Raw genomic sequence first — 24,163 nt, forward strand, 5'->3', positions numbered from 1 at the left:
AAGGGCCGGGCGGACATCCGCCCGGCCCTTCGTGCGTGTACGCGGGCGTGTTCCCGTGTACACCCGCGGGCGCATATGTTGATTGAATCAATAATGCATACTGCAGTCATGACTGGAATCAAGTTTGCCTGGTCGGAGCTGGGCGGCGATCCCGCTCTCCTCGCGCGCGTGTCGACCGTCGTCCGGGAGGACGCCCTGCGGGCGCGTCTTCCGGTGCGGGACCTGGCGCGCGCCTGTGTGGGCGTGTGCGCGCTGGCCGGCGCCGAACTGGGGGCACGGCGGGCCGGCCTCCCGGAGGTGCCTCGGGTGCGGGTGGACGACGCCGCGGTGGCCACCGCGTTCACCGGCGAGCGGGTGCTGCTGGTCGACGGGCGGGCGCCGGTCGCCTTCGCCCCGCTGTCGCGGTTCTGGCGGACGGCCGACGGATGGGTGCGCACCCACGCCAACTACCCGCACCACCGGGCGCGGTTGCTCAGGGCGCTGGCGCTGCCCCAGGACACCGACCCGGCCGCCGTCGAGGCGTCGCTCGCCGAGCGCTCCGCCCTGGAGGTGGAGGACACGGTGTACGCGGCCGGGGGCCTGGCCGTCGCGTCGCGCACGCCCGACGAGTGGGCGGCCCAGGAACAGGCGGCCATGGTCGCCGCTCGCCCCCTGGTGGAGCGGGGCCGGTCGGACGAGACACGCGTGCGGACGTTCGCGCCGCTGGAGGGCGGCCCGCTGCTGCCCGCCGCCGGACTGCGCGTCCTGGACCTGACCCGGGTCCTGGCCGGGCCGGTCGCCACCCGCACCCTCGCCCTGCTGGGCGCGGACGTCCTGCGGGTCGACGCGCCGCAGCTGCCCGAGCTGCCCGACCAGCACGCCGACACGGGCTTCGGCAAGCGCTCGACCCTGCTGGACCTGACGGCGGACCGGCGCACCTTCGAGGACCTGCTCGCGACGGCGGATGTCGTGGTCACCGGCTACCGGCCGGGCGCCCTCGACCGGTTCGGACTCTCCCCGGAGGCGCTGGCCGAGCGCCGGCCCGGGCTGGTCGTGGCGCAGGTGTCGGCGTGGGGCGCGTACGGGCCGTGGGGCGGGCGGCGCGGCTTCGACAGCCTGGTCCAGGTGGCCACCGGCATCGCGACCGTCGAGGGCGCCGCGGGGCGGCCGGGCGCGCTGCCCGCGCAGGCCCTCGACCACGGCACCGGCTATCTGCTGGCGGCGGCCGTGCTGCGGGCGCTGACCGAGCAGTCCTACGACGGCGGCAGCCGGTTCGTACGGGTGGCGCTGGCCCGGACCGCGGCGTGGCTCACCGAGGGAGCCCGGGCGGGCGGGAGCGAGGCCGTCCACGGCGGGGGCGCCGGGCACGGGGACGTCCGAAGCGAGGCCGTCCGGATGGACGAAGGGGAGGGCAAAGGGATGACCAAGGCGCAGGAACGGCAGGTGAGCGGGGGCGGGAGCGTCGACCCCGGGCCCTGGCTCGCGGAGACCGACAGCCCGCTCGGGCGGCTGCGTCACGCCCTTCCGCCGGTGTCCTTCGACGGTGGGCCGGGCGACTGGACCCGGCCGCCGGGGCCTTGGGGAGCCGACCCGGCGCGCTGGCTCTGAGGCCCAGGACGATCGGCTCAAGCGTCGACACCGGACCCACCTGACCGGTTCAGAATGAGTTGCCCGGATTTGCCGGTGATGGTGAAGATCCTGGCATGGCCCTCATACGACCGACCGAAGTGACCGAATCCGTACGCCGTACCGGCCCTGGCAGGGCGGTGGCGCTGCTCGTCCTGGTGGGGCTCGCGGCCCTGATCCCGCTGCTCGGACCCTCCGTCGCCGCGCACGGCACCGGGGAGGCCCCGACCACGGACTCGGGCGTGGTCGCGCTGCTGCGGGTGCTGCTGTTCGCGGCGCTGTGCGTGCAGGTGGGCGAGCTGTTCGCGGCCGGTCTCGCCCGGCGGGTGCCCGGCGCCCCGCCCGGCCGGCCGGTCGGCTGGGCGCCGTACGCGGCGGTCGTGGGATTCTCGGCGGCGGCGGCAGCCGGTGAGCTGGCGCCGCACGGTCATGGTTCGCGGGGCGGTGTTCTCGCGCTGCTGGAGGCGGTGGCGTTCGCCGTGGCGGGGCTGTGCGCGCTCACGCGCCGGCCGAACCGTCAGGTGTGGCCGCTCGCGGCGGTGATCCTGGCGGAGGCGTTGCGCGCGCATCCGCCGACCGAGCCCACGCCGCTGATCGGCTCCGGGCTGACGGTCATCCATCTGACGTGCTCGGCGCTGTGGGCGGGTGGACTGCTGAACGTGCTCCGCATGCTGCGGGGGTGGGGCGAGACCGAGGCGGGCGCGGCGTTGCTGGGGGTCTACGCGCGCGTGGCGGCCGTTCTCTTCGCCGGGGTCACCACGACCGGGCTGTGCAGTTCGCTGCGCCGGATGCCTTCCGAGGCGGTGCTCGATCAGCTGACGACGACGGCGTACGGGCGCGTGCTGCTCGCCAAGGTCCTTGTCGTGGGGGCGGTCGCCCTGCTCGCCCTGTGGGCGCGGACCCGGCTGCGCCAGGCCCCCGACCCGCTGGCCGCCTGTTCCCCCGCGCGCGTGGAGATCGTCGCGCTGGGGGTGGTGGTCGCGGTGTCGGGGCTGTTGACGGCGTTGCCGCTGCCGGTCAAGGGTTGATGATCGCGACCTGCCGATCAAGGGTTGACGCGTAAGGGCTGCGGGTCAGGGCTGCGGGTCAACCGTTGAAGCACGGTCGCCGGAGGCCAGGGGTCCAGGATCCAGCCGTGGGTCGACTGCCGGGTGGCGGCCGCTTGTCGCGCCCAGGACCAGCAGGACCTGTGCGGCGAGATAGGTGAGCATGATCCACAGGTCGGGACGCGGAGGCTGCGGCCAGTCGGCGACCCCGGTGGCGATGAGGGTGTCGGAGAGCAGGAACAGCGCACCGCCCGCACCGGCGACCGCACCGAGCCGGGTGGCGGCGAAGTACGCCATGGCCGTGAGCAGGGTGCTGTAGACCGTGACGGGAAGGCGCAGGTCCGCGGGCAGGTCGGGCCACAGCAGGGCCACGGTGGCGATCAGGGCGGTGGCGTAGCACGGGGCGAGGAGGGCGCCGCGCGCGTGAGGTCGGCCGATGCGGGCGAACAGCGCCAGGTAGCAGACGTGACCCGCGGCGAAGGACGCCATGCCGGCGAGGAAGGCGGGGTCGGCGTCGAGCAGCAGCAGGGTGTCGCCGCCCCAGCCGCACACCAGGGCGGCGACGAGGAGACGGGGCGCGCCCCGCGAAGTGGCCCAGGCGGCCAGGAGGGGCATCAGAAGCGGCTTGGCCACCGTGTGCCCCGTGTCGGATCCGACCGCGAGGCCGAGCAGGTCGACGGTCGCGGCGAGGGCGAACAGGCCGAGGAGGACGCGGGAGCGGGTCACGCGGCCGTGGTCTCCTCTGCCGTGGCGGCCGTGGCCGGGGTGGTGGCGGAGGCGGTGGCGGTGGCGGAGGCGGTGGCGGTGGCGGTGGCGGACGCGGACGCGGCTGCCGGAGCGGGCGCGGGTTGCCAGCCGGGCCCGCGGAACACGCGCCCCGTCCGCTCGCGCCAACTGCGCGCCGCCTTCACGTCCTTGACGATCGCGACGTACTCGTGAGTGGCCACCTTGATCGGGTTGAACGTGTTGATGTTCTTGGTCAACCCGTAGACGGGCCGGTCGACCTCGGGCACGAACGACCCGAAGAGCCGGTCCCAGACGATGAGGATGCCGCCGAAGTTGCGGTCCAGATAGCCGCCCTGGGAGGCATGGTGGACACGGTGGTGGGAGGGCGTGTTGAACACGAACTCGAACCACCGGGGCATCCTGTCGATCCGCTCGGTGTGGATCCAGAACTGGTAGACGAGGTTGGCCGAGGAGCAGAACGCGAGCGCGGCCGGGTGGACGCCGAGGGCGATGAGCGGGACGTAGAACGGCCAGACGGTCAGCGTGGTCCAGGGCTGGCGCAGGGCGGTGGTGAGGTTGAACTTCTCGCTGGAGTGGTGGACGACGTGACAGGCCCACAGCACACGGATGACGTGGTGGCCGCGGTGGGACCAGTAATAGAAGAAGTCCTGCGCGAGCAGCATCAACGGGAGCGTCCACCACAGGACCGGGACACGGAGCGGGGTCAGTTCGTAGAGCGCCGTGTAGATCGCCACGATCGGGATCTTCCAGACGAAGTCGAACACGAGACTCCCGAGCCCCATGCCGACGCTCGTCGCGGCGTCCTTCGTCTCGTACCCGGCCGCGTCCTCGTCGGGATGGAGCCGGACGCTGATCACCTCGACCACGGTGAGCAGCACGAAGGCGGGTATCGACCACAGCACGACATCGGGCAGGTTCGGCATGTGGGCACCGTAGAACGGCTGGTGGGCTGCGGCTAGACGTTGTTACCCACAAGTATTACCGACGGTACGCGCTTGCTTGTTGGCGATCTCCGCCAATCGGCGGGTGGGTCGCGCCGGGCACAGGGCGCGGTCTCCGTGTCTGCGTGCCTCTGACGTCTCCGGGTCGCCGGACCTCGGGGCCATCGGGTCGCCGGACCTCCGGGTCGCCGGACCTCCGGGTCGCCGGACCTCCGGGTCGCCGTCCTCGCTCTCACACCCCCGCCGCCCCCAGCAGCGAGCCGACGAGGTATGTCACCCCCATCGCCAGTGCCCCGCCGCCCACGTTGCGCAGCACCGCGCGGCCCGGTGCCGCCGCGCCCAGGCGGGCGCTGCTCCAGCCGGTGCCGGCCAGGGCCACCAGGACCGATGCGACGGTCACCGGGAGGCGCCAGTCCGCCGGGGGCAGCACGATGGCGAACAGGGGGAGCAGGGCACCGGCCGTGAAGGCGAGGAAGCTGGCCCAGGCCGCGTGCCAGGGGTTGGTGAGGTCGTCGGGGTCGATGCCGAGCTCCACGCGCGCGTGGGCCTTCAGGGCGTCCCGTTCCGTGAGCTGGACGGCGGCCTCCCGGGCCACGTCCCGGGACAGTCCGCGTTCCTCCAGCAGCCCGGTCAGCTCCGCCAGCTCGGCCTCCGGCTGCTCGCGCAACTCACGCCGCTCCAGTGCGAGGGCCGCCTTCTCGGAGTCCCGTTGGGTCGACACCGAGACGTACTCCCCCGCCGCCATGGACATCGACCCGGCGAGCAGACCGGCGAGGCCCGCGGTCAGCAGGGCCGAGCGGTCGTCCGTCGCACCGGCCACGCCGACGACGAGGCCGGCGGTGGAGACGATGCCGTCGTTGGCGCCGAGCACCGCGGCCCGCAGCCAGTTCAGCCGGGATCCGAGCGAGCCTCCGTGGCCCTCGGCGTGGGTGGGTTCCGTCACAGCACGGAGGATGGCACCCCGGGAGGCCCGTGCCCCGTACCGACGCTCGTCGTCGCGGGACTGGGCACGACGGGCCGGGCGCGACCGGCGGGGCGCGACGACCGCGACGCCTGCGACGGGCCGGGCGGGACCGGTGGGCGGGACGGGAGCGTGAACCGTCGTCCCGAAGGTCGGAATTGGCCGGGTGTCAGCCGGCGGCCGCAGGCACGCGCGCGTGCGCCCCGCGAACTCCCGTACGGCCCGAAGGGCTTCGCACGGCCTCTCTTCGGGGCGGGTGCCGCAAGCTGTCAGTGGGGGCCCGTATCCTCAATGACCATGCTCGAAGACCACACGACGACAGCGTCCTCCCCCACGGAGTGGCCGACCGCGTATCCCCAGGGGTACGCGGTCGTTGACGTGGAGACCACCGGCCTGGCCCGGGACGACCGGATCATCTCCGCCGCCGTCTACCGGCTGGACGCGCGCGGCGAGGTGGAGGACCACTGGTACACGCTGGTCAACCCGGAGCGCGATCCGGGCCCGGTGTGGATCCACGGTCTGACGAGCGACGTGCTCGAGGGTGCGCCCCTCTTCCAGGAGGTGGCCGCGGAGTTCGCCGCCCGGCTCGACGGGCGGGTGCTCGTCGCGCACAACGCGGTCTTCGACTGGCAGATGATCGCGCGGGAGTACGCGCGCGCGGAGCGCGAGGCGCCGGTGCGGCAGCGGCTGTGCACCATCGCGCTCTCCAAGGAACTCGGCCTTCCGCTGCCCAACCACAAGCTGGAGTCCCTGGCGGCCCACTTCGGCGTGGTGCAGCAGCGGGCCCACCACGCGCTGGACGACGCGCGCGTGCTCGCGGAGGCGTTCCGGCCGAGCCTGCGGGCCGCGGCGGCCGGCGGGGTCCGGCTGCCGCTGCTCGAGTGCCGGCCGCTGACCGAGTGGGCCGACCGGCCCGCGCCCCTGATCGGCCGGCAGGCGAGCGGTTCGGGCGGCGGCTACGGCAGCTACCGGCCCGGCAGTTGGCGACCGTCCCGCAAAAGGCCCGCATGCCCCCATCCCAACCCAGGCCGTTACGAAGACGGCAAAAGGCTCAAGCAGGGCATGCGGGTCGCCTTCTCGGGCGACACGTCGGTCGAGCGGGAGCTGCTGGAGGACCGCGCCGCCGAGGCGGGGCTGCACGTCGCCACGAGCCTGTCCCGGCTGACCAGCCTGCTGGTCACCAACGACCCCGACTCGGGCACCTCGAAGGTGGTGAAGGCCCGCCAGTTCGGGACGCCCGTCGTCGACGAGGCCGCCTTCGGGCAACTCCTGCGGGACGTGGAGCCCGCCGACGAGTGATCCGTACACAGGGGCGTGTCGTACGCAGGGGTGACCCGTACGCAGGGGTGACCCGTACGCAGGGGTGACCCGTACGTACGGGTGATTGCCGCGCGACTCGCCCGCCGTCCGCTCGCCCGCGCGCGGGTGACGGCTCACCCTGTGGCGCATGGCGAGATGCGAAGTTTGCGGCAACGACTACGGAATGACCTTCGAAGTGCACGCGCAGGGCGCGATCCATGTCTTCGACTGCTTCTCCTGTGCGATCCACCGCATGGCCCCCATCTGCGAGCACTGCCGGGTGCAGATCATCGGCCAGGGCGTCGAGGTGGAGGGCCACTGGTACTGCGGCGCGCACTGCGCCCGCGCGGAGGGCAGGGCGGGCATCGTCGACAAGGTGTGAGCCGGCCCGGCAGCTTCCGGGGACCGACGTCCGACGACGCTGCCTTCCGGTACCCGGCCGAATGCGCCCCACGACCGAGTTGTACGGTCGTGGGGTGTACCGCTTCCTGTTGTCCCGGCAGTGGGTGATCCTCACGCTGGTCGCCCTCCTCCTCATCCCCACGATGATCAGGCTGGGCTTCTGGCAGATGCATCGCTACGACGAGCGCACCGCCCGCAACCAGCTGGTCTCCGACGCGCTGACCGCCGAGGCGGTGCCCGTGGAGAAGCTGACCACCCCGGGGCACGCCGTCACCCGCGACGAGCGGTACCGGAGCGTCACCGCCACCGGCTCCTTTGACACCGAGCACGAAGTCGTCGTCAGGCGCCGGGTCAACGCCGACGAGACGGTCGGCTTCCACGTCCTGACCCCGTTCGTCCTGACGGACGGCAAGGTGCTGCTGGTCGACCGGGGCTGGATCCCCGCGGACGCCCCGACGCAGACCTCGTTCCCCGAGGTCCCCGCGCCGCCCGCCGGCCGGATCACCGTCACGGGGCGGCTGATGCCCGACGAGACGACCGCCGCGAGCGGCATCAAGGACCTCAAGGGACTGCCGGACCGGCAGGTCATGCTGATCAACAGCGAGCAGGAGGCCCGGCGGCTCGGCGCGCAGGTGCTCGGCGGCTACATCGCGCAGACGGCGCCCGAGCCCAAGGGCGACAGCCCGGAGCTGGTCGGCAGGCCCGGCAGCGAGGACGCGGCCCTGAACTACGCGTACGCCATCCAGTGGTGGCTGTTCTCCGTGGGCGTCCCCGTCGGCTGGGTGATCCTGGTCCGCCGCGAGACCCGCGACCGGGCCCAAGCCGCCGTGCGAGAGGCGGAGCAGGCCGAGCCGGCGACGGTCTGACGGACGACGCCGGACGGACAGACGGACAGCAAACATAGACGGACAGCAGACACGGGAACGGACACTGGCTGAGGCTGTAGCTGGGGTGGGGCTGAGGCTGAGGCTGGGCCTCGGACAGGCCCGGGCGCGGACCGGGCCCGGGCGAGGCCGGGAACCCGTACACGCCCGTCGCTCACCCGCCGGGTCCGCCGGGTCCGCCGGGTCCGCCGGGCGCACGTGGACCAGAGACGGAAACCCGGCCCACCGGACCCTGGAGTCGTCTTCTCGGGTGCGGCCCCCCGACGGCCCCCGCCGTCACTCGCCCGGCCGTAGCCCTGATTGCCCACGGGGCCCGACGGGAACCCGGAACTGCGTGCACCCCCGCATCGAGGACTACGCGCTCATCGGCGACGAACAGACCGCCGCCCTGGTCGGCTTGGACGGTTCCGTCGACTGGCTCTGTCTGCCCCGCTTCGACTCCGGCGCGTGCTTCGCGCGTCTCCTCGGCGAGGAGGAGAACGGCCACTGGCGCATCGCGCCCCGGGGGGTGCAGGGTCCCTGCACGCGGCGTGCCTACCGGCCCGACACCCTTGTCCTCGACACCGAGTGGGAGACCGCCGAGGGCGCGATCCGGGTCACCGACCTGATGCCCCAACGCGACAGGGCCCCCGACGTCGTACGCATCGTCGAGGGGCTGCGCGGCCGGGTCACCGTCCGCAGTGCGCTGCGGCTGCGCTTCGACTACGGCTGGGTCGTCCCCTGGATGCGCCGTGCGGACGGCCACCGGGTGGCGATCGGCGGGCCGGACGCCGTGTGGTTCCGCAGCGAGCCGGAGGTGCCCACCTGGGGCGAGGACTTCACCACGTATTCGCAGTTCACCGTCGCCGAGGGCGAGTCGGTCGCCTTCGTGCTGACCTGGCACCCCTCGCACGAGTCGCGTCCGCCGCTCGTCGACCCGTGGGAGGCGCTGCGGGTCAGCGTCGACGACTGGCAGGCCTGGGCCGCCCGCTGCCGCTACGACGGGCCCCACCGGGACGCCGTCGTCCGCTCCCTGATCACCCTCAAGGCCCTCACCTACGTCCCCACCGGCGGCATCGTCGCCGCGCTCACCACCTCCCTGCCCGAGGAGATGGGCGGGGTCCGCAACTGGGACTACCGCTACTGCTGGCTGCGCGACTCCACCCTGACCCTCGGCGCCCTCCTGGCGGCCGGCTACCAGGACGAGGCCGAGGCCTGGCGCAACTGGCTGCTGCGTGCCGTCGCGGGAGATCCGGCGGACCTCCAGATCATGTACGGGCTGGCGGGCGAGCGGCGGCTGCCCGAGTGCGAGCTGCCCTGGCTGTCCGGCTACGGGGACTCCAGGCCGGTACGGATCGGCAACGGCGCCGTGGACCAGCTGCAACTGGACGTCTACGGCGAGGTCATGGACTCGCTGTCGCTGGCCCGGACCTCGGGCCTGCCGCCCCGGCCGCACATATGGTCGTTGCAGTGCGCGCTGATGAAGTGGCTCTGCGAGAACTGGCGGCAGCCGGACGAGGGCCTGTGGGAGGTGCGCGGCGGCCGGCGCCAGTTCGTGCACTCCAAGGTGATGGTGTGGGTGGCCGCCGACCGGGCCGTCCGCGCGCTGGAGGAGCATCCCGAGCTGAGCGGTGACCCGGCGGGCTGGCGGGCGGTGCGCGACGAGGTGCACCGGGAGGTGTGCGAGCGGGGCTACGACCCGGAACGGAACACGTTCACCCAGTACTACGGCTCGCGCGAGCTGGACGCCGCCCTGCTGCTCATCCCGCGCGTCGGCTTCCTGCCGCCGGACGACCCGCGGGTGGTCGGGACCGTCGAAGCGGTCCGCGCGGAGCTCGGGCACGGGGGTCTGCTGCGCCGCTACAGCACGGAAGACGCGACCGTCGACGGTCTGCCGGGCGACGAGGGCACCTTCCTGGCCTGCTCGTTCTGGCTCGCGGACGCGCTGCACATGACGGGCCGCACGAAGGAGGCGCGGGAGCTGTTCGAACGGCTGGTGGGCCTGGCCAACGACGTGGGGCTGCTGGCGGAGGAGTACGACCCGTCGACCGGCCGGCACCTGGGCAACTTCCCGCAGGCCTTCAGCCACATCGGCCTGGTGAACACCGCCCTCGCCCTGTTCGGCGCCGAGAAGGCAGGATAGGGACCATGGATCTTGGACTGAAGGACCGGGTGTACGTGGTCACCGGGGCGACGCGCGGCCTCGGCAACGCCGCCGCGCGCGAGCTCGTCGCGGACGGCGCGAAGGTCGTCCTCACCGGGCGGGACGAGAAGCGCGTCGCCGACGCCGCGGCCGAACTGGGGCCGAACGCCGTCGGACTCGCCGTGGACAATGCCGACCCCGGGGCGGCGGCGCGGCTGATCGCGGCGGCGCGCGATGCCTTCGGCGGGTTCGACGGGGTGCTGGTGAGCGTGGGCGGTCCGCCGCCCGGGTTCGTCGCGGACAACACGGACGAGCAGTGGCAGACCGCGTTCGAGTCGGTGTTCCTCGGGGCGGTCCGGCTGGCGCGGACGGCCGCCGCCGAGCTGGAGGCGGGCGGGGTCATCGGGTTCGTCCTGTCGGGGTCGGTGCACGAGCCGATTCCCGGGCTGACCATCTCCAACGGCCTGCGGCCGGGACTGGCCGGGTTCGCGAAGTCGCTCGCCGACGAGTTGGGGCCCCGGGGGATCCGGGTCGTGGGCCTGCTGCCGGCCCGTATCGACACCGATCGGGTGCGGGAGCTGGACGGGCTGTCGGCCGACCCCGAGGCCACCCGGGCCGCGAACGAGTCCCGGATTCCGCTGCGGCGGTACGGGACTCCGGCGGAGTTCGGCCGGACGGCCGCGTTCCTGCTGTCGCCGGCGGCCTCGTATCTGACGGGCCTCATGGTGCCGGTGGACGGCGGGATGCGGCACGGGTTCTGACCCGCCCGCACCCGCACCCGCACCCGGGGCGGCTCGACTCCGCCCCTGCAGTCCGTGCAGTCCGGGCAGTCCGGGCGGTCCGGGCAACCCGGGCGGTCCGGGCAGCTCAACTGACCCTTTCGGCCTTGTGCTTGACGCCCTTCATCCGCACCTCCGCGGGCAGTGCCTCGAGCGCCGCCGAGTCCCGCGCGTGGGTCAGGGCCTGAGACGTGAGGTGGTCCAGCGCCGTCGCCGGGTCCACATGGGGCTCCAGCACCAGGCGGACCCGTGCCTCGGGCGCCTCCCTCCTGCCCTTCAGCGCCACATGCGCGTGGGCGACGCCGTCCAGCCGCTCCGCCTCACCGGCGAGTACGCCCTCCAGGGCGCGGCCCCGCAGCAGCGCTCCCGCACCGTCGCCCGTGTCGACGAGGAGCTCGCCCAGCCGGCGGCGGCGCAGAACCGCCGTCAGCCACCACAGGGTCAGCAGGACGAGGACCGCGAGGCCCGCGATCACCGTCGGCCACCACCAGGCGTCGGCGCGCCAGCGGGTGCGTTCGGCGGTGGTGAGAAGGACGTCGTGCGGGCCCTGGTGGAGCCACCAGGAGGGTGCGGAGGCGCCCAGGCCCACGGCCAGCACCGCGCCGCCGACGGCGATCAGCACCACTCCGGCGACTGCGATGAGCACGCGGTTGACGGTACCGAGCATCGTCCTCACCTCTTCTTCCCGGGTCGCCGGACATGGACCGACAGGGCGAGCGGCCGGACCAGGCCCAGGCCGTGGATCGCGTCGGTGAGGACGGCGTCCAGGTCGGCGTGTACGTCGTCCAGGTCGCGGAAGTGGGCGAGCGCGCGGACGTCGGCCCTGCGGCGGCCCGCGCGCACGCGTACCGACTGCACGCCGGCGACCTCCATGGCCCGGTCGCGCAGCACCAGTGCGGCCGCGTCCCGGTCGAGGCCCGCCCGTACGTCCGGGTGGGTGCGGCGCATCGGCAGGACCTCCCTGAGGCCCGGGGTCACCGCCAGCACGACCAGCCACAGGCCGAGGGCCGCCGCGACCCCGGCTCCCAGCAGCACCCAGATGTCGTCGAGGGGGCGCTCGGCGAGCTGCCGGGCGAGTCCGGTCCGCCAGGCCATGGCGGACCGGTGGGCGCGCACCGCGACCACGTCGTAGAGAAAGGCGGCCGCGACGACGAGCAGCAGCACCGCGACGACACCGGCCGGGACGCGGCGCGCCGACCAGAAGCGGTGGTCGGCGGGGCCCGCCGCGCCGGGGTGCTCTTCTTGCGTGGGTTTCTCCAGAACAGGCAGTGTGCTGCCCTGCAAGCCTCCGGGCTCGCTCATCGCGCCCTCCCGTGCGCCACGCCCGGGGCCGCTGTCAGGTGCAGCCGTTCCACCTGGACGGCGACCTCCGGAACCTCCATTCCCACCAACGCGCCTACCCGCTCGGTGACATGCCGACGCACACGGTGACAGCGTCCGCCGATATCGGTCGGATAGTCGAGTTCGAGATGGACCCGGACATGCGCGGCGTCGTGGTGGACGACGACGGTGGCGTGCGGTCCCGCGGCGTCGGACGGCAGCGGTCCGACCGCCTCGCGGGCGGCCTGGGAGGCGATCTTCGCCACGACCCGGTCGGCGATGCGGGTCGCGCCGCGGGCGCCCGCGGGAACGACGGACGGACGCCCGCCCACGGCGCCCTTCTCGCCCACGGAGGTCACCGGCGCCGGTCGTCGCGGGTACGGAAGAGGTCGCCGAGGTCCAGGTCCCCCTCCAGGAACCGGCCGACGACGAACCCGACGGCGCCCAGTGCCGCCACCAGGAGGAAGGCCCCGAACCCGCCGAAGTATCCGGCGAAGCCCAGCGCCATGCCGGCGATCATGCCGACCACGGCCATGCTCAAGGTGTTCTCCCCTCGGCGGTCCGGTCACCGGGCCGTCGTCTGCGTGTCACTGGATCCGGGGCTCCGGCTCCTCGTCCTCTTCGTCGGGCAGCTTGACGTCGCTCACCGCGATGTTGACCTCGACGACCTCCAGTCCGGTCATCCGTTCCACGGCCGCGATCACGTTCTCCCGCACGGCCTGCGCCACATCGGCGATGGCCACGCCGTAGTCGACGACGATCTCCAGGTCGAGCGCGGTCTGCACCTCGCCCACCTCGGCCTTCACACCTCGGCTCACCGACTTCGAACCGCCGGGCACCCGGTCCCGTACGGCGCCGAAGGTGCGGCTGAGTCCGCTGCCCATCGCGTGGACGCCCAGGACGTCCCGTGCCGCTAGGCCCGCGATCTTCTCGACGACGCCGTCGGCGATGGTGGTGCGCCCTCGGGTCGCCGGATCACCGCCGCCGCGCTTGGTCGTCCTGCGGGTCCCCAGCGGCTCGGTTCCGCCGTCGGAGACCTGCGTCCGGTGCTGCTCCGCTGCTGCCTCGGTCATCGCCGTACGTCCTTACGTCCGGTTCGTGCTCGTCCCTCCACCACGGTAAGCGCGGTTGCCCGACCGCGCGCCAGGGATGCGGCAGGCTGGAGCAATGACGGTGGACGGATGGACGAGCGCGGTACGGCATCAGCTGAGCCTCGGCAGGCTGCTCCCGCTGGGCGGACCGCGTGACGGCGCGTGGATCACGGAGGCGGCGGCCGAGGCGGTGCTGCGGCGGGCGGTGCGGGGTGTGGAGGGCGTGCGCATGGGCGCGCTGCGGATCGCGGTGGCCGACCCGGCCGGGGGGTACGAGCCCGCCGTGCCACCTCCGCCGAGCGGCCTGCCGCCCGGGCCGCTGCGGGTCACGGCGGACATCGCCGCGTCCTCGTCCGGCCCGCTGCCGACGACGGCGGCCCGCCTGCGCACGGCGCTGGCGGCGGCCGCGACGGATCGGCTCGGCCTGGTGGTGTCGGAGGTGGACCTGCGGGTGACGGCTCTGCTGGACGAGGACCCGGAACCGGAACCGGAGGTACGGCCCGGTCCCGAGCCGCGGCACGTCGCGGCCGCACAGCACGGCGACGAGGCACGCGCGACCGTCGCCGCTCTGTCCGTGCCCGGGGTGACCCGGTTGACCGATGTCGTCGGCAGGGCGATGCGCATCGAGGAACGCGAGCACGCGACCGCCCTGCCGCACCGCCACGCACGCGTGGAGATCGCGGTGAGTGCGCGCCACCGGGCCCTGGAGGTGGCCAGGGGGGTGCGTGCGGCGGTGTCGGAGGCGCTACGGGATCACCCGACGGTGGCCGTTCTGGTCACGGCGGTGGAGTGACCCGTGGGCCGGTGGAGTGACCCGTGGGCCGGTGGAGTGACCGGGCCCGCGAGGAGCCGGCTCACTCGCCCACGCCGGCCAGGTCACGCAGACGGCGGCCCTGGGCGGCGCGCTCGGCGGCGCGCTGCTCGTCGTAGGTGCGGTCGCCGGCGCCGCGCAGCAGCGCCTTGGTCTCGATGACGGCCTCCCGGGGCGCGGCCAGGATCGCCGCGGCCAGCTCACGCGTCGCGGTGTCGAGGTCCTGCGCGGGCACGGCGATGTTGGCGAGCCCTGAGCTCACCGCCTCCTCGGCGTGCACGAACCGGCCGGTCAGGCAGATCTCGGCCGCACGGCCGTAGCCGACCAGGGAGACGAGGGGATGTGTGCCGGTCAGGTCCGGCACGAGGCCGAGCCCGGTCTCCCGCATGGCGAACTGCACGTCGTCGGCGACGACGCGCAGGTCACAGGCGAGAGCCAGCTGGAAGCCCGCACCGATGGCGTGGCCCTGGACGGCGGCGATGGACACGAGGTCGTTGCGCCGCCACCAGGTGAAGCCCTCCTGGAACCCGGCGATGGCGGCGTCCAGTTCGGCGTCACCACTGCGCGCGAGATCGATGAAGGACGGCTCGCCCTCGATCCCCTCGGGCGTGAACATCTGCCGGTCGAGCCCCGCGGAGAAGGACTTGCCCTCGCCGCGCAGCACGACCACGCGGACGGAGCCCGGCACCAGCCGCCCGGCTTCGGCGAGCGCCCGCCACATGGCGGGGCTCTGCGCATTGCGCTTGGCCGGGTTGGCCAGCGTCACCGTGGCGAGCGTGTCGTCGACGGTGAGCCGTACGCCGTCCTTGTCGAGCAGGGGGACGAGTTCCTGGTCGGGCGTGGCCATGAGAAGCCTCCGATGAGTGCGGTCAGCTAGCGGTCAGCTAAGTGACTGCACAGTAACCACCCGGCCGGTCGGACAACCGACCGGGTGGCCACCATCGAAAGCGGTGGGCCGCCCCGGGTCAGGACGAGGCAGCCTTCTTGCCCCGGGTCGCCCCGCCACGCCCACGCAGCGTGACGCCCGACTCGCTGAGCATCCGGTGGACAAAGCCATACGAGCGACCGGTTTCCTCGGCCAGCGCCCGGATGCTCGCACCGGAGTCGTACTTCTTCTTCAGGTCTGCCGCGAGCTTGTCGCGCGCGGCGCCGGTCACCCGGCTGCCCTTCTTCAGAGTCTCGGCCACCCGTGCCTCCTCATGGGAAGTGCGCTCTGGTCATCCTCATGATCACCCCTCCGGCGCGCGATGGCCACCCATTCGGCAAGGTCCGTGCGACAGGGTTTTGACGACAGGAGCGCGTCCCCACAAGTGGAGTCTTTGATTCCACCCCGTGGTGTTCGTGGGGCCGAACGGGTTGTTGCGCGAAGTGGCAGGTCAGAGACGCGCGACGGCCGACCCCTTGTCGACAAAGGGATCGGCCGCGAAATCGATGTAGGACACACCTCGATACGAGGAGATCTCACACAGATGATGGATCACCGGTAGGCCGAATGATCCAGACGAATGATCCAACATCGTGGATCACGCCGTTGGTCACGTCCTGGATCACGTTCTGGATCACGCCGTTGATCACGCCGTGGAGACCGTGTTCGGTCAGGCCAGCGCGACCAGATCCGCGTAGTCGGCACCCCACAGGTCCTCGACGCCGTCGGGCAGCAGGATGATCCGCTCGGGCTGGAGCGCCTCCACGGCGCCCTCGTCGTGGGTGACGAGGACGACCGCGCCCTTGTAGGTACGCAGCGCGCCGAGGATCTCCTCGCGGCTGGCCGGGTCGAGGTTGTTCGTGGGCTCGTCGAGCAGCAGCACGTTGGCCGAGGAGACCACGAGGGTGGCGAGGGCCAACCGGGTCTTCTCGCCGCCGGAGAGCACGCCGGCGGGCTTGTCGACGTCGTCGCCGGAGAACAGGAACGAGCCGAGCGTCTTGCGGACCTCGACCAGATCCAGGTCGGGGGCGGCGGAGCGCATGTTCTCCAGGACCGTACGCTCCGGGTCGAGCGTCTCGTGCTCCTGGGCGTAGTAGCCGAGCTTGAGACCGTGACCCGCGACGACCTCGCCGGTGTCGGGCTGCTCCGCCCCGCCGAGCAGCCTCAGCAGAGTCGTCTTGCCGGCGCCGTTCAGACCGAGGATGACGACCCGGGAGCCCTTGTCGATCGCCAGGTCGACGTCGGTGAAGATCTCCAGCGAGCCGTAGGACTTCGACAGGCCCTCGGCCATCAGCGGCGTCTTGCCGCAGGGCGCGGGCTCGGGGAAGCGGAGCTTGGCGACCTTGTCGGACTGACGGACCGCCTCCAGGCCGGAGAGCAGCTTGTCGGCGCGGCGGGCCATGTTCTGCGCGGCGACCGTCTTGGTGGCCTTGGCGCGCATCTTGTCGGCCTGCGAATGCAGCGCGGCGGCCTTCTTCTCGGCGTTCTGGCGCTCGCGCTTGCGGCGCTTCTCGTCGGACTCGCGCTGCTGCTGGTAGAGCCGCCAGCCCATGTTGTAGACGTCGATCTGGGAGCGGTTGGCGTCCAGGTAGAACACCTTGTTGACGACCGTCTCGACCAGGTCGACGTCGTGGCTGATGACGATGAAGCCGCCGCGGTAGGTCTTGAGGTAGTCGCGCAGCCAGACGATCGAGTCGGCGTCGAGGTGGTTCGTCGGCTCGTCGAGGAGCAGGGTGTCCGCGTCCGAGAACAGGATGCGGGCGAGCTCGACCCGGCGCCGCTGACCGCCGGAGAGCGTGTGCAGGGGCTGGCCGAGCACCCGGTCGGGCAGGTTGAGCGCGGCGGCGATGGTGGCGGCCTCGGCCTCGGCGGAGTATCCGCCCTTGGTGAGGAACTCCGTCTCCTGGCGCTCGTACTGGCGCATCGCCTTGTCGCGGGTGGCGCCCGAGCCGTTCGCGATCCGCTGTTCGTTCTCGCGCATCTTGCGGATCAGGACGTCCAGGCCGCGCGCGGAGAGGATGCGGTCGCGGGCCAGCACGTCGAGGTCGCCGGTGCGGGGGTCCTGCGGGAGGTAGCCGACCTCGCCGGAGCGGGTGACCTGGCCGGCGGCCGGGATGCCCTCGCCGGCCAGGACCTTGGTCAGCGTGGTCTTGCCGGCGCCGTTGCGCCCGACCAGACCGATGCGGTCACCCTTGGCCACACGGAAGGAGGCGTTCTCGATGAGGATGCGGGCACCGGCGCGCAGCTCGATGCCGGAGGCGGAGATCACGGACAGACTCCAGAGCGGGGGTCGTTGGCAGGATGGACGGCCGAGGACGTTCCCGCCGTCTAATGCGCGAGGAGAATGGCCATGAGGGCCAGTCTAACGGGACCGTGCAAGCACTTTTTCTGGGTTCAGGTGTTCGATCTTGCCGGGCTGCCGCCGGATCCCGCTCCCGGGGGCGTTGTCAGTGGCGGGTGCCAGACTGGGCCGCGGATGACGAATCCGTCGTGGATCACAAGGGAGTGATCGGCATGGCAGGCACGAACAGCGGGCGCCCGAGCATCTATCCGACGGTGCTGTACACCGACGCGAAAGCGGCGATCCGGCAGCTCACGGAGGCGCTGGGGTTCGCGGAGCTGTCCGTCTACGAGGGCGAGGACGGCTCGGTCGTGCACGCCGAGCTGGTGCAGGGCAACGGCGCGGTGATGCTCGGCTCGAAGGGCCGCGGCGGAGTCTTCGACACGGCGATGAAGGACGCGGGCCCGACCGGGGTGTACGTCGTGGTGGACGACGTCGACGCACACCACCGGCGGGCCGTGGAGCACGGCACGGACATCGTGATGCCGCCGACGGACCAGGACTACGGCTCCCGGGACTACATGGCCCGCGATCTCGAGGGCAACCTCTGGAGCTTCGGCACGTACGCGCCCGAGATACAGGGCTGAGAGCCCCGCCGGAGCCCGCGCGGAGCTCCCGCGGATCCCGTGCCGGGCTCGGTCGGCTGCCTCCTGTGGACCCGTGCCGGGCTCGGTCGGCTGCCTCCTGTGGACCCGTGCCGGGCCCGGTCAGCTGCCTCCGGTGTGCACCTGGAAGGCGGCCCGGCGGACGGCCTTGGCCAGCGCCGGGTCGGGGTGCGCGGCGGCGAGCGCCACCAGCACCTGCACGGTGCGCGGATGTCCGACGGCGCGCACCTCGGTGAGCAGGGCGGGGACGGTCGGCTGCAGCGCCGACTCCAGGTGACGTACGAGCATCGGCGCCTCCCCGTGGTCGGCGACGGCCGCGGCGGTGTCGACCCACAGCCAGGTGGCCTCCTGCCGGGTGAGCACCTCGTGGGCGTCCTCGGGGTCGACGCCGTCGTGCTCGGCGAGCCACAGCAGCGCGTACGGCCGCAGGGCGGGTTCGTCGACCACCGCGCGGACATCGGGCTCGGCGGGGGCTCCGACGACGCGCAGCGCCTCGAAGGCGAGACCGCGCAGCAGGGCGTCGTCGCCGCGGGCGGCGAACAGCAGCTCGGCGACGGCGCTGCCGACGGTCCGGGCGGCGAGCCAGGCGCGGTACTCGGCGCGGGCGGCGTTGGGGCGCAGCTGGGCGCAGCCGCGGAGCATGGCCTCGGCCGACTGCTCGATGTTGCCGGCGGGGCTCTGCGCGGCGACGCAGATCTGCTCCAGCTTGACCCAGACCGCCCAGCTGCCCAGCGGGGTGAGCGTGGCCTGGCCGGCGCCGTAGGTGAGGGCGCCCACGGCGGCGAGGGCGTGCAGGGCCCAGTCGAGGAGGGGGACGAGTTCGGCGTCCTGGGCGGGCTCCGCCGGGTCGGCGTCGACGGAGAGGACCGGGGCGATCGGGGTCGCGGGTTCCGAGCCGGCGCCGTAGGGCACCTCGCAGCGCTCGGTGCGCAGTTCGGTGACCCGCTGGCGCAGCAGGTCGAGCAGCTGCTCCACGGGGACGGGCCCGGCGGAGAGCTGGAGGAAGGAGAGCACCTGGGGCATGGCCGAGACGACCTCGGCGACGGCGGCGGGCTCGTGGTCCCCGGGTTCGGGGGAGGCGAGCGACCAGGCGTCGAACAGGGCGACCCAGCCGCGCAGGACGGCGCTGTCGTCGCGGTTCCAGGCGCGCAGCCGCCAGCCGGGGCGGGCGCTGTCGCCGTGCACCTCGACGAGGCCGGCGAGCCGGGCGGTGTCCCAGTCGGCGCGGATCCGGTCCGTGGTCAGGCCCAGATCACCGGCGGCCCGTTCTGCGGTCGCGTCGGAGAGGGTGGCCTTGCCGTCGGTCGTGGCGGCGTCTCGGCCGGGGCCGAGGGCGTTGTCGGCCCAGCGGGCGACACGGGCCGCGGCGGCCAGTCCGGAGCGCGCCATTCTGGCCAGCTCCGCGGGGGCCGGGGTGCCCTCCGGCGGGCGGGGTGCGGGGCGGCGCGGGCGCCGCTCGTTCACAGCTGAGGGGGCGGCGGCCAGGGGTCGCGGGCGGACGAGTCGAAGCCTGGAGTCGCGCGGGATACGGGACGTCACGGGTGCAGTCTTCCGGTTGACGGTCCGAAAACCCAAACGGAATGTCACGGCCGGCTACGGGACTGGCCAAGGCACGGGGTTCCGTGACGGGCGGAGAGGCGCCTTCAGGCCAGTGGTACGGGCTTAAACGGAACCGGCGGCACCGGTCCGGCGGCCCTGCCCGGCCGCCTTGCCGGGGCAGCTTGACGGGCCACCATGACGGGCCGTGCCGGGCCATGGCGGGGTGCCTTGCCGGGGCGCACCCGAGCGGGCCGCGTCGGCGTCGGCTCAGGGGTGCGCCACTGTCGCGCACCCGTGGCGGGTCACATGAGCGGGGTCAGGAAGCGGCGCAGGGCCTCCTCGTAGGCCGCGGGGTCGGGGTTCCACATGGCGCCGTGCGGGGCGTGCGGGACGGTGTGCAGGGTGACCAGCTCGGGGCGGAGGTCGGCGAGACGGCGGGAGGCGCCCCAGGGGGCGACGGTGTCGTCGGGGCCGTGCAGGATCAGGGTCGGGACCCTCAGCCGGTCCGGATCGGCGGCCGCGCCGCCGTGGCCGCCGGGCCCGGCGTGCAGACCGGTGCGGCCCTCGGCGGCGCGGACGGCGAGCGGCAGCAGCGCGCCCGGGGTGTGCCGGGCGGCGGCCAGGGCGCGCACCGTCGTCCGCCAGTCCAGCACCGGGGAGTCCAGCACCAGCCCGGAGACGAGATCGCGCAGCCCCGAGTCGGCGGCGGCGCGCAGGGCCATGGTCGCGCCGGTGGACCAGCCGAACAGGACGACACGTTCGGCGCCGTACCGCACGGCGTACCGCATCGCCGCGTCCAGGTCGCGCCACTCGGTCTCGCCGAGGTGGTTCAGGCCGTCCGGGGAGCGGGGTGCGCCGAGGTCGCCGCGATGGGCGAGGGCGAGGACGGGGAAGCGGCGGCGGTGCAGGAAGCCCATGAGGTTCAGGGCGTGTTCCCGGGTGGTGCCCAGGCCGTGCACGGCGATCACCCAGGTGCGGCGCGCGCCGGGCACGAACCAGGCGGGCAGGTTGCCCAGCTCGCCGGGGATGTCGATGTCGGCATGGTCGAGGCCGAGGGCGCTGGAGGGGTCGCCGACATACAGGTTGGGGGTGAGCCAGACCGCGTCGCCGGCGCTCAGGGTGCCGTGGGTGACCCGCTCCAGGCGGCGCACGACGGTGTCGGCGGAGCGCGGGGCGGTGGGCAGGACGGGGCCCACGACCGCGTGGGAGCCGTTGCCGGAGAGGCCGTAGGTGCCGGGGCGCAGTGCGGCCAGGTCACGGGTGAGGGTGATCTGGCCGGCGGCCGTGCCGTGCACGGTGAGCCGGGGTTCGGTGGGCAGGGGCCGGCCGGGCGGCGCCTTCAGCGCGGCGTCGCTGGCCAGCCGGCCGGCGGCGACACTGACGGCGGCGGCGGCCAGGGCTGTGGTGACGGCGGCGGCCGTCGCTTTGACAGTGCGCACCCGTCCAGTGTCCTGGCCCGCCTCCCTCCCGGCCAGTGGTGGAGCCGGCCGGGGGACGGCCGCTCACTCCGGCTGCCCGTACCCGCGCAGTCGCTCGCCCGCCTCCGCGACCTGTTCCTCCGTCAGGAGCGTGGGGTTCAGGCCGGGCACGGACGAGGCCGTCAGCCACAGGCGGCACATCCACTCCAGTTGGGCCGTACGGTCGTAGGCCTGGTCGAGGGTGGTGCCGTGGGTGAGGGTGCCGTGGTTCTGCAGGAGGCAACCGCTGCGGCCGACGAGGGCCCGGAGCATGTTCTCGGCCAACTCCTCGGTGCCGTAGGCCGCGTAGGGGGCGACCCGGACGGATCCGCCGAGCGCGCCCGCCATGTAGTGGACGCGGGGAAGCTCGGTGACGAGGGTCGAGACGGCGGTCGCGTGCACGGCGTGGGTGTGGACGACCGCCCCGGCGTCCGTGGTGCGGTAGACGGCGAGGTGCATGGGCAGCTCGCTCGTGGGGCGCAGGGTGCCGAGCACCTGCCGGCCGGTCAGGTCGACGCCCGTGACGTCGTCCGGGGTGAGCCGCTCGTAGGGCACGCCCGACGGGGTGACCAGCACGGTGTCGCCGACGCGTACGGAGACGTTGCCGGAGGTGCCGACGACCAGCCCGTCGGTCACCGTGCGGCGGGCCGCCGTCACGAGCGCCTCCCAGGCCCGCGCCTCCTCGAGGACCGCATGCCTCCCCCGCCGCTCCGCCACGTTCCGTACGCCGTCCCGGTGACCCCGGGCGTCCGCCTGCTCGCGTCGCTGCTCAGCCATGCCGTGATCCTGCCAGGCGGCACCGGGGGCCGCCGCCGCCGGGCCGTTCGGCGGCGCGTACCCGTAGCCCTGCCGACGTGGGCTCGGGCGAGGGGCGGGCCGCAGGAGCCGGCCGCGCGTTTCGTACACAATGGCGGCGGCCGGCGCGCCCACGGCCGGGCCCCGCCGCCCGCGCTCGGCCGTCGGTGCCGTCCCCGCGACAGGACTGCCTGTGCCGTCCCTGTGACAGAGGGCCGATGCCACCGCCCGACCGGGGCCCGACCGGGGCCCGGACGATCTCGCGGATCACGCCCTGTGGGTCGCCCGTCACGGGCTGTCGGGCGCCGGGACACCGCCGGTCGGACGGCCGACGGGGGCCGTCTGACGGTACGCCGACAGCGGTTGCCCGCAGGGTGACCGGAATCTCTTTCAGGGCTCCGGGACCCGGCCGCGCAGGCTCGCCAAGGACGGGTGACCGTACGGCGCTTGACCCCGGCGACGGCGCCGCGGCGGGAGACCGCCGCACCCCCCTTGCACAGACACCCGAATGCCCTTCTCAGTTCATCTTCCGTTCACCCAGATTGCTTACGGTCAACGCGCCAATGACTTCGAACGATTGCCTGGGTAAATGGAAAACTTCTCGCTGATCCTCGCGATTGTGGTCGTCACCGCACTCGCGTTCGATTTCACGAACGGTTTCCACGACACCGCCAACGCGATGGCCACCACCATCTCGACCGGTGCACTCAAGCCCAAGGTTGCGGTGGCCATGTCCGCCGCGCTCAACCTTGTGGGAGCTTTCCTCTCGGTGGAGGTCGCCAACACGATCTCCAAGGGTCTCGTCGACGAGACCGGCATCCGTCCCGAGGTCATCTTCGCCGCCCTGGTCGGCGCGATCCTCTGGAACCTCCTGACCTGGCTGGTGGGCCTGCCCTCCAGTTCCTCGCACGCCCTGATGGGCGGTCTGATCGGCGCCACCATCGCCTCGGCCGGTATGGGCGCGGTGCACGGTGACGCGCTGGTCACCAAGGTGCTGATCCCGGCGATCGCGGCACCGATCGTCGCGGGCGTCGCGGCGATGCTCGCGACCCGGCTCTCCTACACCCTCGGCAAGAAGGCCGACGGCAAGGCGGCCGCCAAGGGCTACCGCGCGGGCCAGATCGCCTCGGCCGGCCTGGTCTCCCTCGCCCACGGCACCAACGACGCGCAGAAGACGATGGGCATCATCACCCTGGCCCTGGTGGCCGGCGGTGCCGTGGCCCCCGACTCCGACCCGCCCACCTGGGTCATCCTCTCCGCCGGCCTGGCGATCGCGCTCGGCACCTACCTCGGCGGCTGGCGCATCATCCGCACCATGGGCAAGGGCCTGACCGACCTCCAGCCGCAGCAGGGCTTCGCCGCCCAGACCAGCGCGGCCACGGTCATCCTGGCCTCCTCGCACCTCGGCTTCTCCCTCTCCACCACCCACTCGGTCTCCGGTGCGGTGATGGGCGCGGGGCTGGGCCGCAAGGGCGGTGTGGTCCGCTGGTCGACCGCGACCCGGATGTTCGTCGCGTGGGGCCTGACGCTCCCGGCCGCGGCCCTGGTGGGCGCGCTCGCCGAGTCCGTCACCGGCCTGGGCGACTGGGGCACGGCCCTCGTCGCGGTCTTCCTGATCGCCTCCAGCGCGGCCATCTGGAAGATCTCCCGGCGCGAGGTCGTCGACGCCTCGAACGTCAACGAGCCCGACGAGCCGGCAGGCGTCGTCACGACGGCGATCGCCGCCGTCACCCCGCCGCCCGCGGGCACCCTGGCCGAGGACCTCACGGACCTGACGGCCACGATCCCCGGCCCGGCGGCAGAGCCCGCGACCCCCGCCGCTCCCCCGGCCGCGGCCGTCTGAGCCCGCGCACCCGGCACGAAGGAAGAGAAGCAGCATGAAGATCGACTGGGCAGCCCTGGGCTCTGTCTTCGGCGTCAGCCTCGTGGTCACCGTGGGCCTCGTCGCCCTGTTCACCCTCGGCATCATGGGCCTGTCGCGACAGGAACGCGCGTCGGCGCAGGGCGGCTCGGCCACCCTCGCGGTGACCGGCGCGTACGCGTGCTTCGCGGCCTGCGCGGCGGCGGTGGCGTACGGGATCTCACTGATCGTCGCCTGACACCCCGTCCGCACACGCGGCACCCGGACACGCGGCACCCGAACACCCCTGAGGTGCGGGACGGATCACCGTCCCGCACCTCTTGTCGTTCGCGGCCCCGCCCACCGGCCCTGTGTGGGGTTCTGCACACTCGAGCCTCGCAGGTCAAAGGCAAGTTGACGGCTCTTGCGGGCCGTGGTGGACTGCCCGAGCCATGTACGGCAGCAGAAGAGGAAGCCGGTGTGAATCCGGCGCGGTCCCGCCACTGTGACCGGGGTAGGAACCCCCGGGAGCCAGGAACTCTCGCCGCCGGTCTCGTCGAACCAGGGCGTGGACACCCTGAGTGAGGACATATCGCCATGCTCGCTCGGCCGTTGAGGTACAGCACCAGGTCGCTGCCCGACCCCACGGCCGG

At 73.2% G+C, this 24,163-nt stretch carries 25 protein-coding genes and 1 riboswitch; of the genes, 11 read left to right on the forward strand and 14 right to left on the reverse strand.

All coding sequences use genetic code 11. The annotated features are described in order from the left end of the window. The first annotated feature begins 108 nt into the window (after positions 1-108). On the forward strand, positions 109-1,587 hold the full coding sequence (locus tag ASD48_RS00180) for a CoA transferase (RefSeq protein WP_057599264.1): 1,479 nt from the start codon (positions 109-111) through the stop codon (positions 1,585-1,587). A 95-nt stretch (positions 1,588-1,682) separates the two neighbouring features. Then, positions 1,683-2,633, forward strand: coding sequence for a CopD family protein (locus ASD48_RS00185; protein ID WP_057599265.1), 951 nt, complete (start codon positions 1,683-1,685; stop codon positions 2,631-2,633). 45 nt (positions 2,634-2,678) lie between these two features. Here ASD48_RS00185 and ASD48_RS00190 read toward each other — a convergent pair whose 3' ends face one another. The 3 genes from ASD48_RS00190 to ASD48_RS00200 form a co-directional block, all read right to left on the reverse strand. Next, complete coding sequence (locus ASD48_RS00190; RefSeq protein ID WP_057599266.1) at positions 2,679-3,377, reverse strand: lysoplasmalogenase; 699 nt, start codon at positions 3,375-3,377, stop codon at positions 2,679-2,681. Further along, positions 3,374-4,321, reverse strand: coding sequence for a sterol desaturase family protein (locus tag ASD48_RS00195; RefSeq protein WP_057599267.1), 948 nt, complete (start codon positions 4,319-4,321; stop codon positions 3,374-3,376). Before ASD48_RS00195 ends, ASD48_RS00190 begins: the two co-directional genes overlap by 4 nt. Before the next feature lie 250 nt (positions 4,322-4,571). Beyond that, complete coding sequence (locus ASD48_RS00200) at positions 4,572-5,282, reverse strand: VIT family protein (RefSeq protein ID WP_057599268.1); 711 nt, start codon at positions 5,280-5,282, stop codon at positions 4,572-4,574. 315 nt (positions 5,283-5,597) lie between these two features. On the opposite strand from ASD48_RS00200, the gene ASD48_RS00205 reads away from it, so the two are divergent. The 5 genes from ASD48_RS00205 (at position 5,598) to ASD48_RS00225 (ending at position 10,768) form a co-directional block, all read left to right on the forward strand. Continuing rightward, on the forward strand, positions 5,598-6,599 hold the full coding sequence (locus ASD48_RS00205) for a DEDDh family exonuclease (protein ID WP_057599269.1): 1,002 nt from the start codon (positions 5,598-5,600) through the stop codon (positions 6,597-6,599). A gap of 148 nt (positions 6,600-6,747) precedes the next feature. Beyond that, positions 6,748-6,981, forward strand: coding sequence for a hypothetical protein (locus ASD48_RS00210; RefSeq protein WP_078615750.1), 234 nt, complete (start codon positions 6,748-6,750; stop codon positions 6,979-6,981). A gap of 94 nt (positions 6,982-7,075) precedes the next feature. Continuing rightward, on the forward strand, positions 7,076-7,867 hold the full coding sequence (locus ASD48_RS00215) for an SURF1 family protein (RefSeq protein ID WP_057599270.1): 792 nt from the start codon (positions 7,076-7,078) through the stop codon (positions 7,865-7,867). A gap of 352 nt (positions 7,868-8,219) precedes the next feature. Further along, positions 8,220-10,007 (forward strand): glycoside hydrolase family 15 protein, encoded by a 1,788-nt coding sequence (locus ASD48_RS00220; RefSeq protein ID WP_057599271.1) that lies wholly within the window; start codon positions 8,220-8,222, stop codon positions 10,005-10,007. 5 nt (positions 10,008-10,012) lie between these two features. Then, positions 10,013-10,768 (forward strand): SDR family oxidoreductase, encoded by a 756-nt coding sequence (locus ASD48_RS00225; RefSeq protein ID WP_057599272.1) that lies wholly within the window; start codon positions 10,013-10,015, stop codon positions 10,766-10,768. 106 nt (positions 10,769-10,874) lie between these two features. Here the strand turns inward: ASD48_RS00225 and amaP are convergent, their stop codons facing one another. Genes amaP through ASD48_RS00250 form a run of 5 tightly spaced genes read right to left on the reverse strand, consistent with a single transcriptional unit; the run spans position 10,875 to position 13,179 of the window. Continuing rightward, positions 10,875-11,462, reverse strand: coding sequence for an alkaline shock response membrane anchor protein AmaP (amaP, locus tag ASD48_RS00230; protein WP_107104193.1), 588 nt, complete (start codon positions 11,460-11,462; stop codon positions 10,875-10,877). Beyond that, entirely contained in the window at positions 11,459-12,088 is a 630-nt protein-coding gene (locus ASD48_RS00235) for a DUF6286 domain-containing protein (protein WP_057599274.1), read from the reverse strand. Before ASD48_RS00235 ends, amaP begins: the two co-directional genes overlap by 4 nt. Next, positions 12,085-12,465: an Asp23/Gls24 family envelope stress response protein gene (locus ASD48_RS00240; protein WP_057599275.1), complete on the reverse strand. Its 381-nt coding sequence runs from the start codon at positions 12,463-12,465 to the stop codon at positions 12,085-12,087. Before ASD48_RS00240 ends, ASD48_RS00235 begins: the two co-directional genes overlap by 4 nt. Beyond that, positions 12,462-12,647, reverse strand: a complete 186-nt coding sequence (locus tag ASD48_RS00245; protein ID WP_054239245.1) for a hypothetical protein — start codon at positions 12,645-12,647, stop codon at positions 12,462-12,464. Before ASD48_RS00245 ends, ASD48_RS00240 begins: the two co-directional genes overlap by 4 nt. A 46-nt stretch (positions 12,648-12,693) precedes the next feature. Further along, complete coding sequence (locus ASD48_RS00250; RefSeq protein ID WP_057599276.1) at positions 12,694-13,179, reverse strand: Asp23/Gls24 family envelope stress response protein; 486 nt, start codon at positions 13,177-13,179, stop codon at positions 12,694-12,696. A gap of 94 nt (positions 13,180-13,273) precedes the next feature. On the opposite strand from ASD48_RS00250, the gene ASD48_RS00255 reads away from it, so the two are divergent. Then, on the forward strand, positions 13,274-13,990 hold the full coding sequence (locus ASD48_RS00255) for a nucleopolyhedrovirus P10 family protein (protein WP_199875598.1): 717 nt from the start codon (positions 13,274-13,276) through the stop codon (positions 13,988-13,990). Between the two features lie 61 nt (positions 13,991-14,051). Here the strand turns inward: ASD48_RS00255 and ASD48_RS00260 are convergent, their stop codons facing one another. The 3 genes from ASD48_RS00260 to abc-f all read right to left on the reverse strand — a co-directional run bounded on the left by ASD48_RS00260 (position 14,052) and on the right by abc-f (position 17,202). After that, on the reverse strand, positions 14,052-14,855 hold the full coding sequence (locus ASD48_RS00260) for an enoyl-CoA hydratase/isomerase family protein (protein WP_057599277.1): 804 nt from the start codon (positions 14,853-14,855) through the stop codon (positions 14,052-14,054). Between the two features lie 118 nt (positions 14,856-14,973). Then, positions 14,974-15,195: a helix-turn-helix domain-containing protein gene (locus ASD48_RS00265; RefSeq protein WP_004002281.1), complete on the reverse strand. Its 222-nt coding sequence runs from the start codon at positions 15,193-15,195 to the stop codon at positions 14,974-14,976. A 408-nt stretch (positions 15,196-15,603) separates the two neighbouring features. Further along, on the reverse strand, positions 15,604-17,202 hold the full coding sequence (abc-f, locus tag ASD48_RS00270) for a ribosomal protection-like ABC-F family protein (protein ID WP_057599278.1): 1,599 nt from the start codon (positions 17,200-17,202) through the stop codon (positions 15,604-15,606). Positions 17,203-17,447: 245 nt separating this feature from the next. Here abc-f and ASD48_RS00275 point away from each other — a divergent pair, with 245 nt between their 5' ends. After that, positions 17,448-17,861 carry a VOC family protein gene (locus tag ASD48_RS00275; RefSeq protein ID WP_057600924.1) on the forward strand — a complete coding sequence of 138 codons (414 nt, stop codon included), beginning with the start codon at positions 17,448-17,450 and terminating at the stop codon, positions 17,859-17,861. Between the two features lie 120 nt (positions 17,862-17,981). Here the strand turns inward: ASD48_RS00275 and ASD48_RS00280 are convergent, their stop codons facing one another. The 3 genes from ASD48_RS00280 to ASD48_RS00290 all read right to left on the reverse strand — a co-directional run bounded on the left by ASD48_RS00280 (position 17,982) and on the right by ASD48_RS00290 (position 21,652). After that, positions 17,982-19,418, reverse strand: a complete 1,437-nt coding sequence (locus ASD48_RS00280) for a hypothetical protein (protein ID WP_199875600.1) — start codon at positions 19,416-19,418, stop codon at positions 17,982-17,984. Positions 19,419-19,720: 302 nt separating this feature from the next. Further along, entirely contained in the window at positions 19,721-20,857 is a 1,137-nt protein-coding gene (locus ASD48_RS00285; RefSeq protein WP_057599280.1) for an alpha/beta fold hydrolase, read from the reverse strand. Positions 20,858-20,920: 63 nt separating this feature from the next. Next, a complete protein-coding gene (locus tag ASD48_RS00290) occupies positions 20,921-21,652 on the reverse strand; it encodes a class II aldolase/adducin family protein (protein ID WP_057599281.1) in 732 nt (243 codons plus the stop codon). Positions 21,653-22,259: 607 nt separating this feature from the next. On the opposite strand from ASD48_RS00290, the gene ASD48_RS00295 reads away from it, so the two are divergent. Together ASD48_RS00295 and ASD48_RS00300 are read left to right on the forward strand one after the other, a co-directional pair. Continuing rightward, positions 22,260-23,513: an inorganic phosphate transporter gene (locus ASD48_RS00295; protein ID WP_057599282.1), complete on the forward strand. Its 1,254-nt coding sequence runs from the start codon at positions 22,260-22,262 to the stop codon at positions 23,511-23,513. Between the two features lie 34 nt (positions 23,514-23,547). Then, positions 23,548-23,769, forward strand: coding sequence for a hypothetical protein (locus ASD48_RS00300; protein ID WP_057599283.1), 222 nt, complete (start codon positions 23,548-23,550; stop codon positions 23,767-23,769). 160 nt (positions 23,770-23,929) lie between these two features. Then, positions 23,930-24,072: riboswitch (cobalamin riboswitch) on the forward strand. The last annotated feature ends 91 nt before the right edge of the window (positions 24,073-24,163 follow it).

Source organism: Streptomyces sp. Root1310 (assembly GCF_001426425.1).
Lineage (GTDB): Bacteria > Actinomycetota > Actinomycetes > Streptomycetales > Streptomycetaceae > Streptomyces.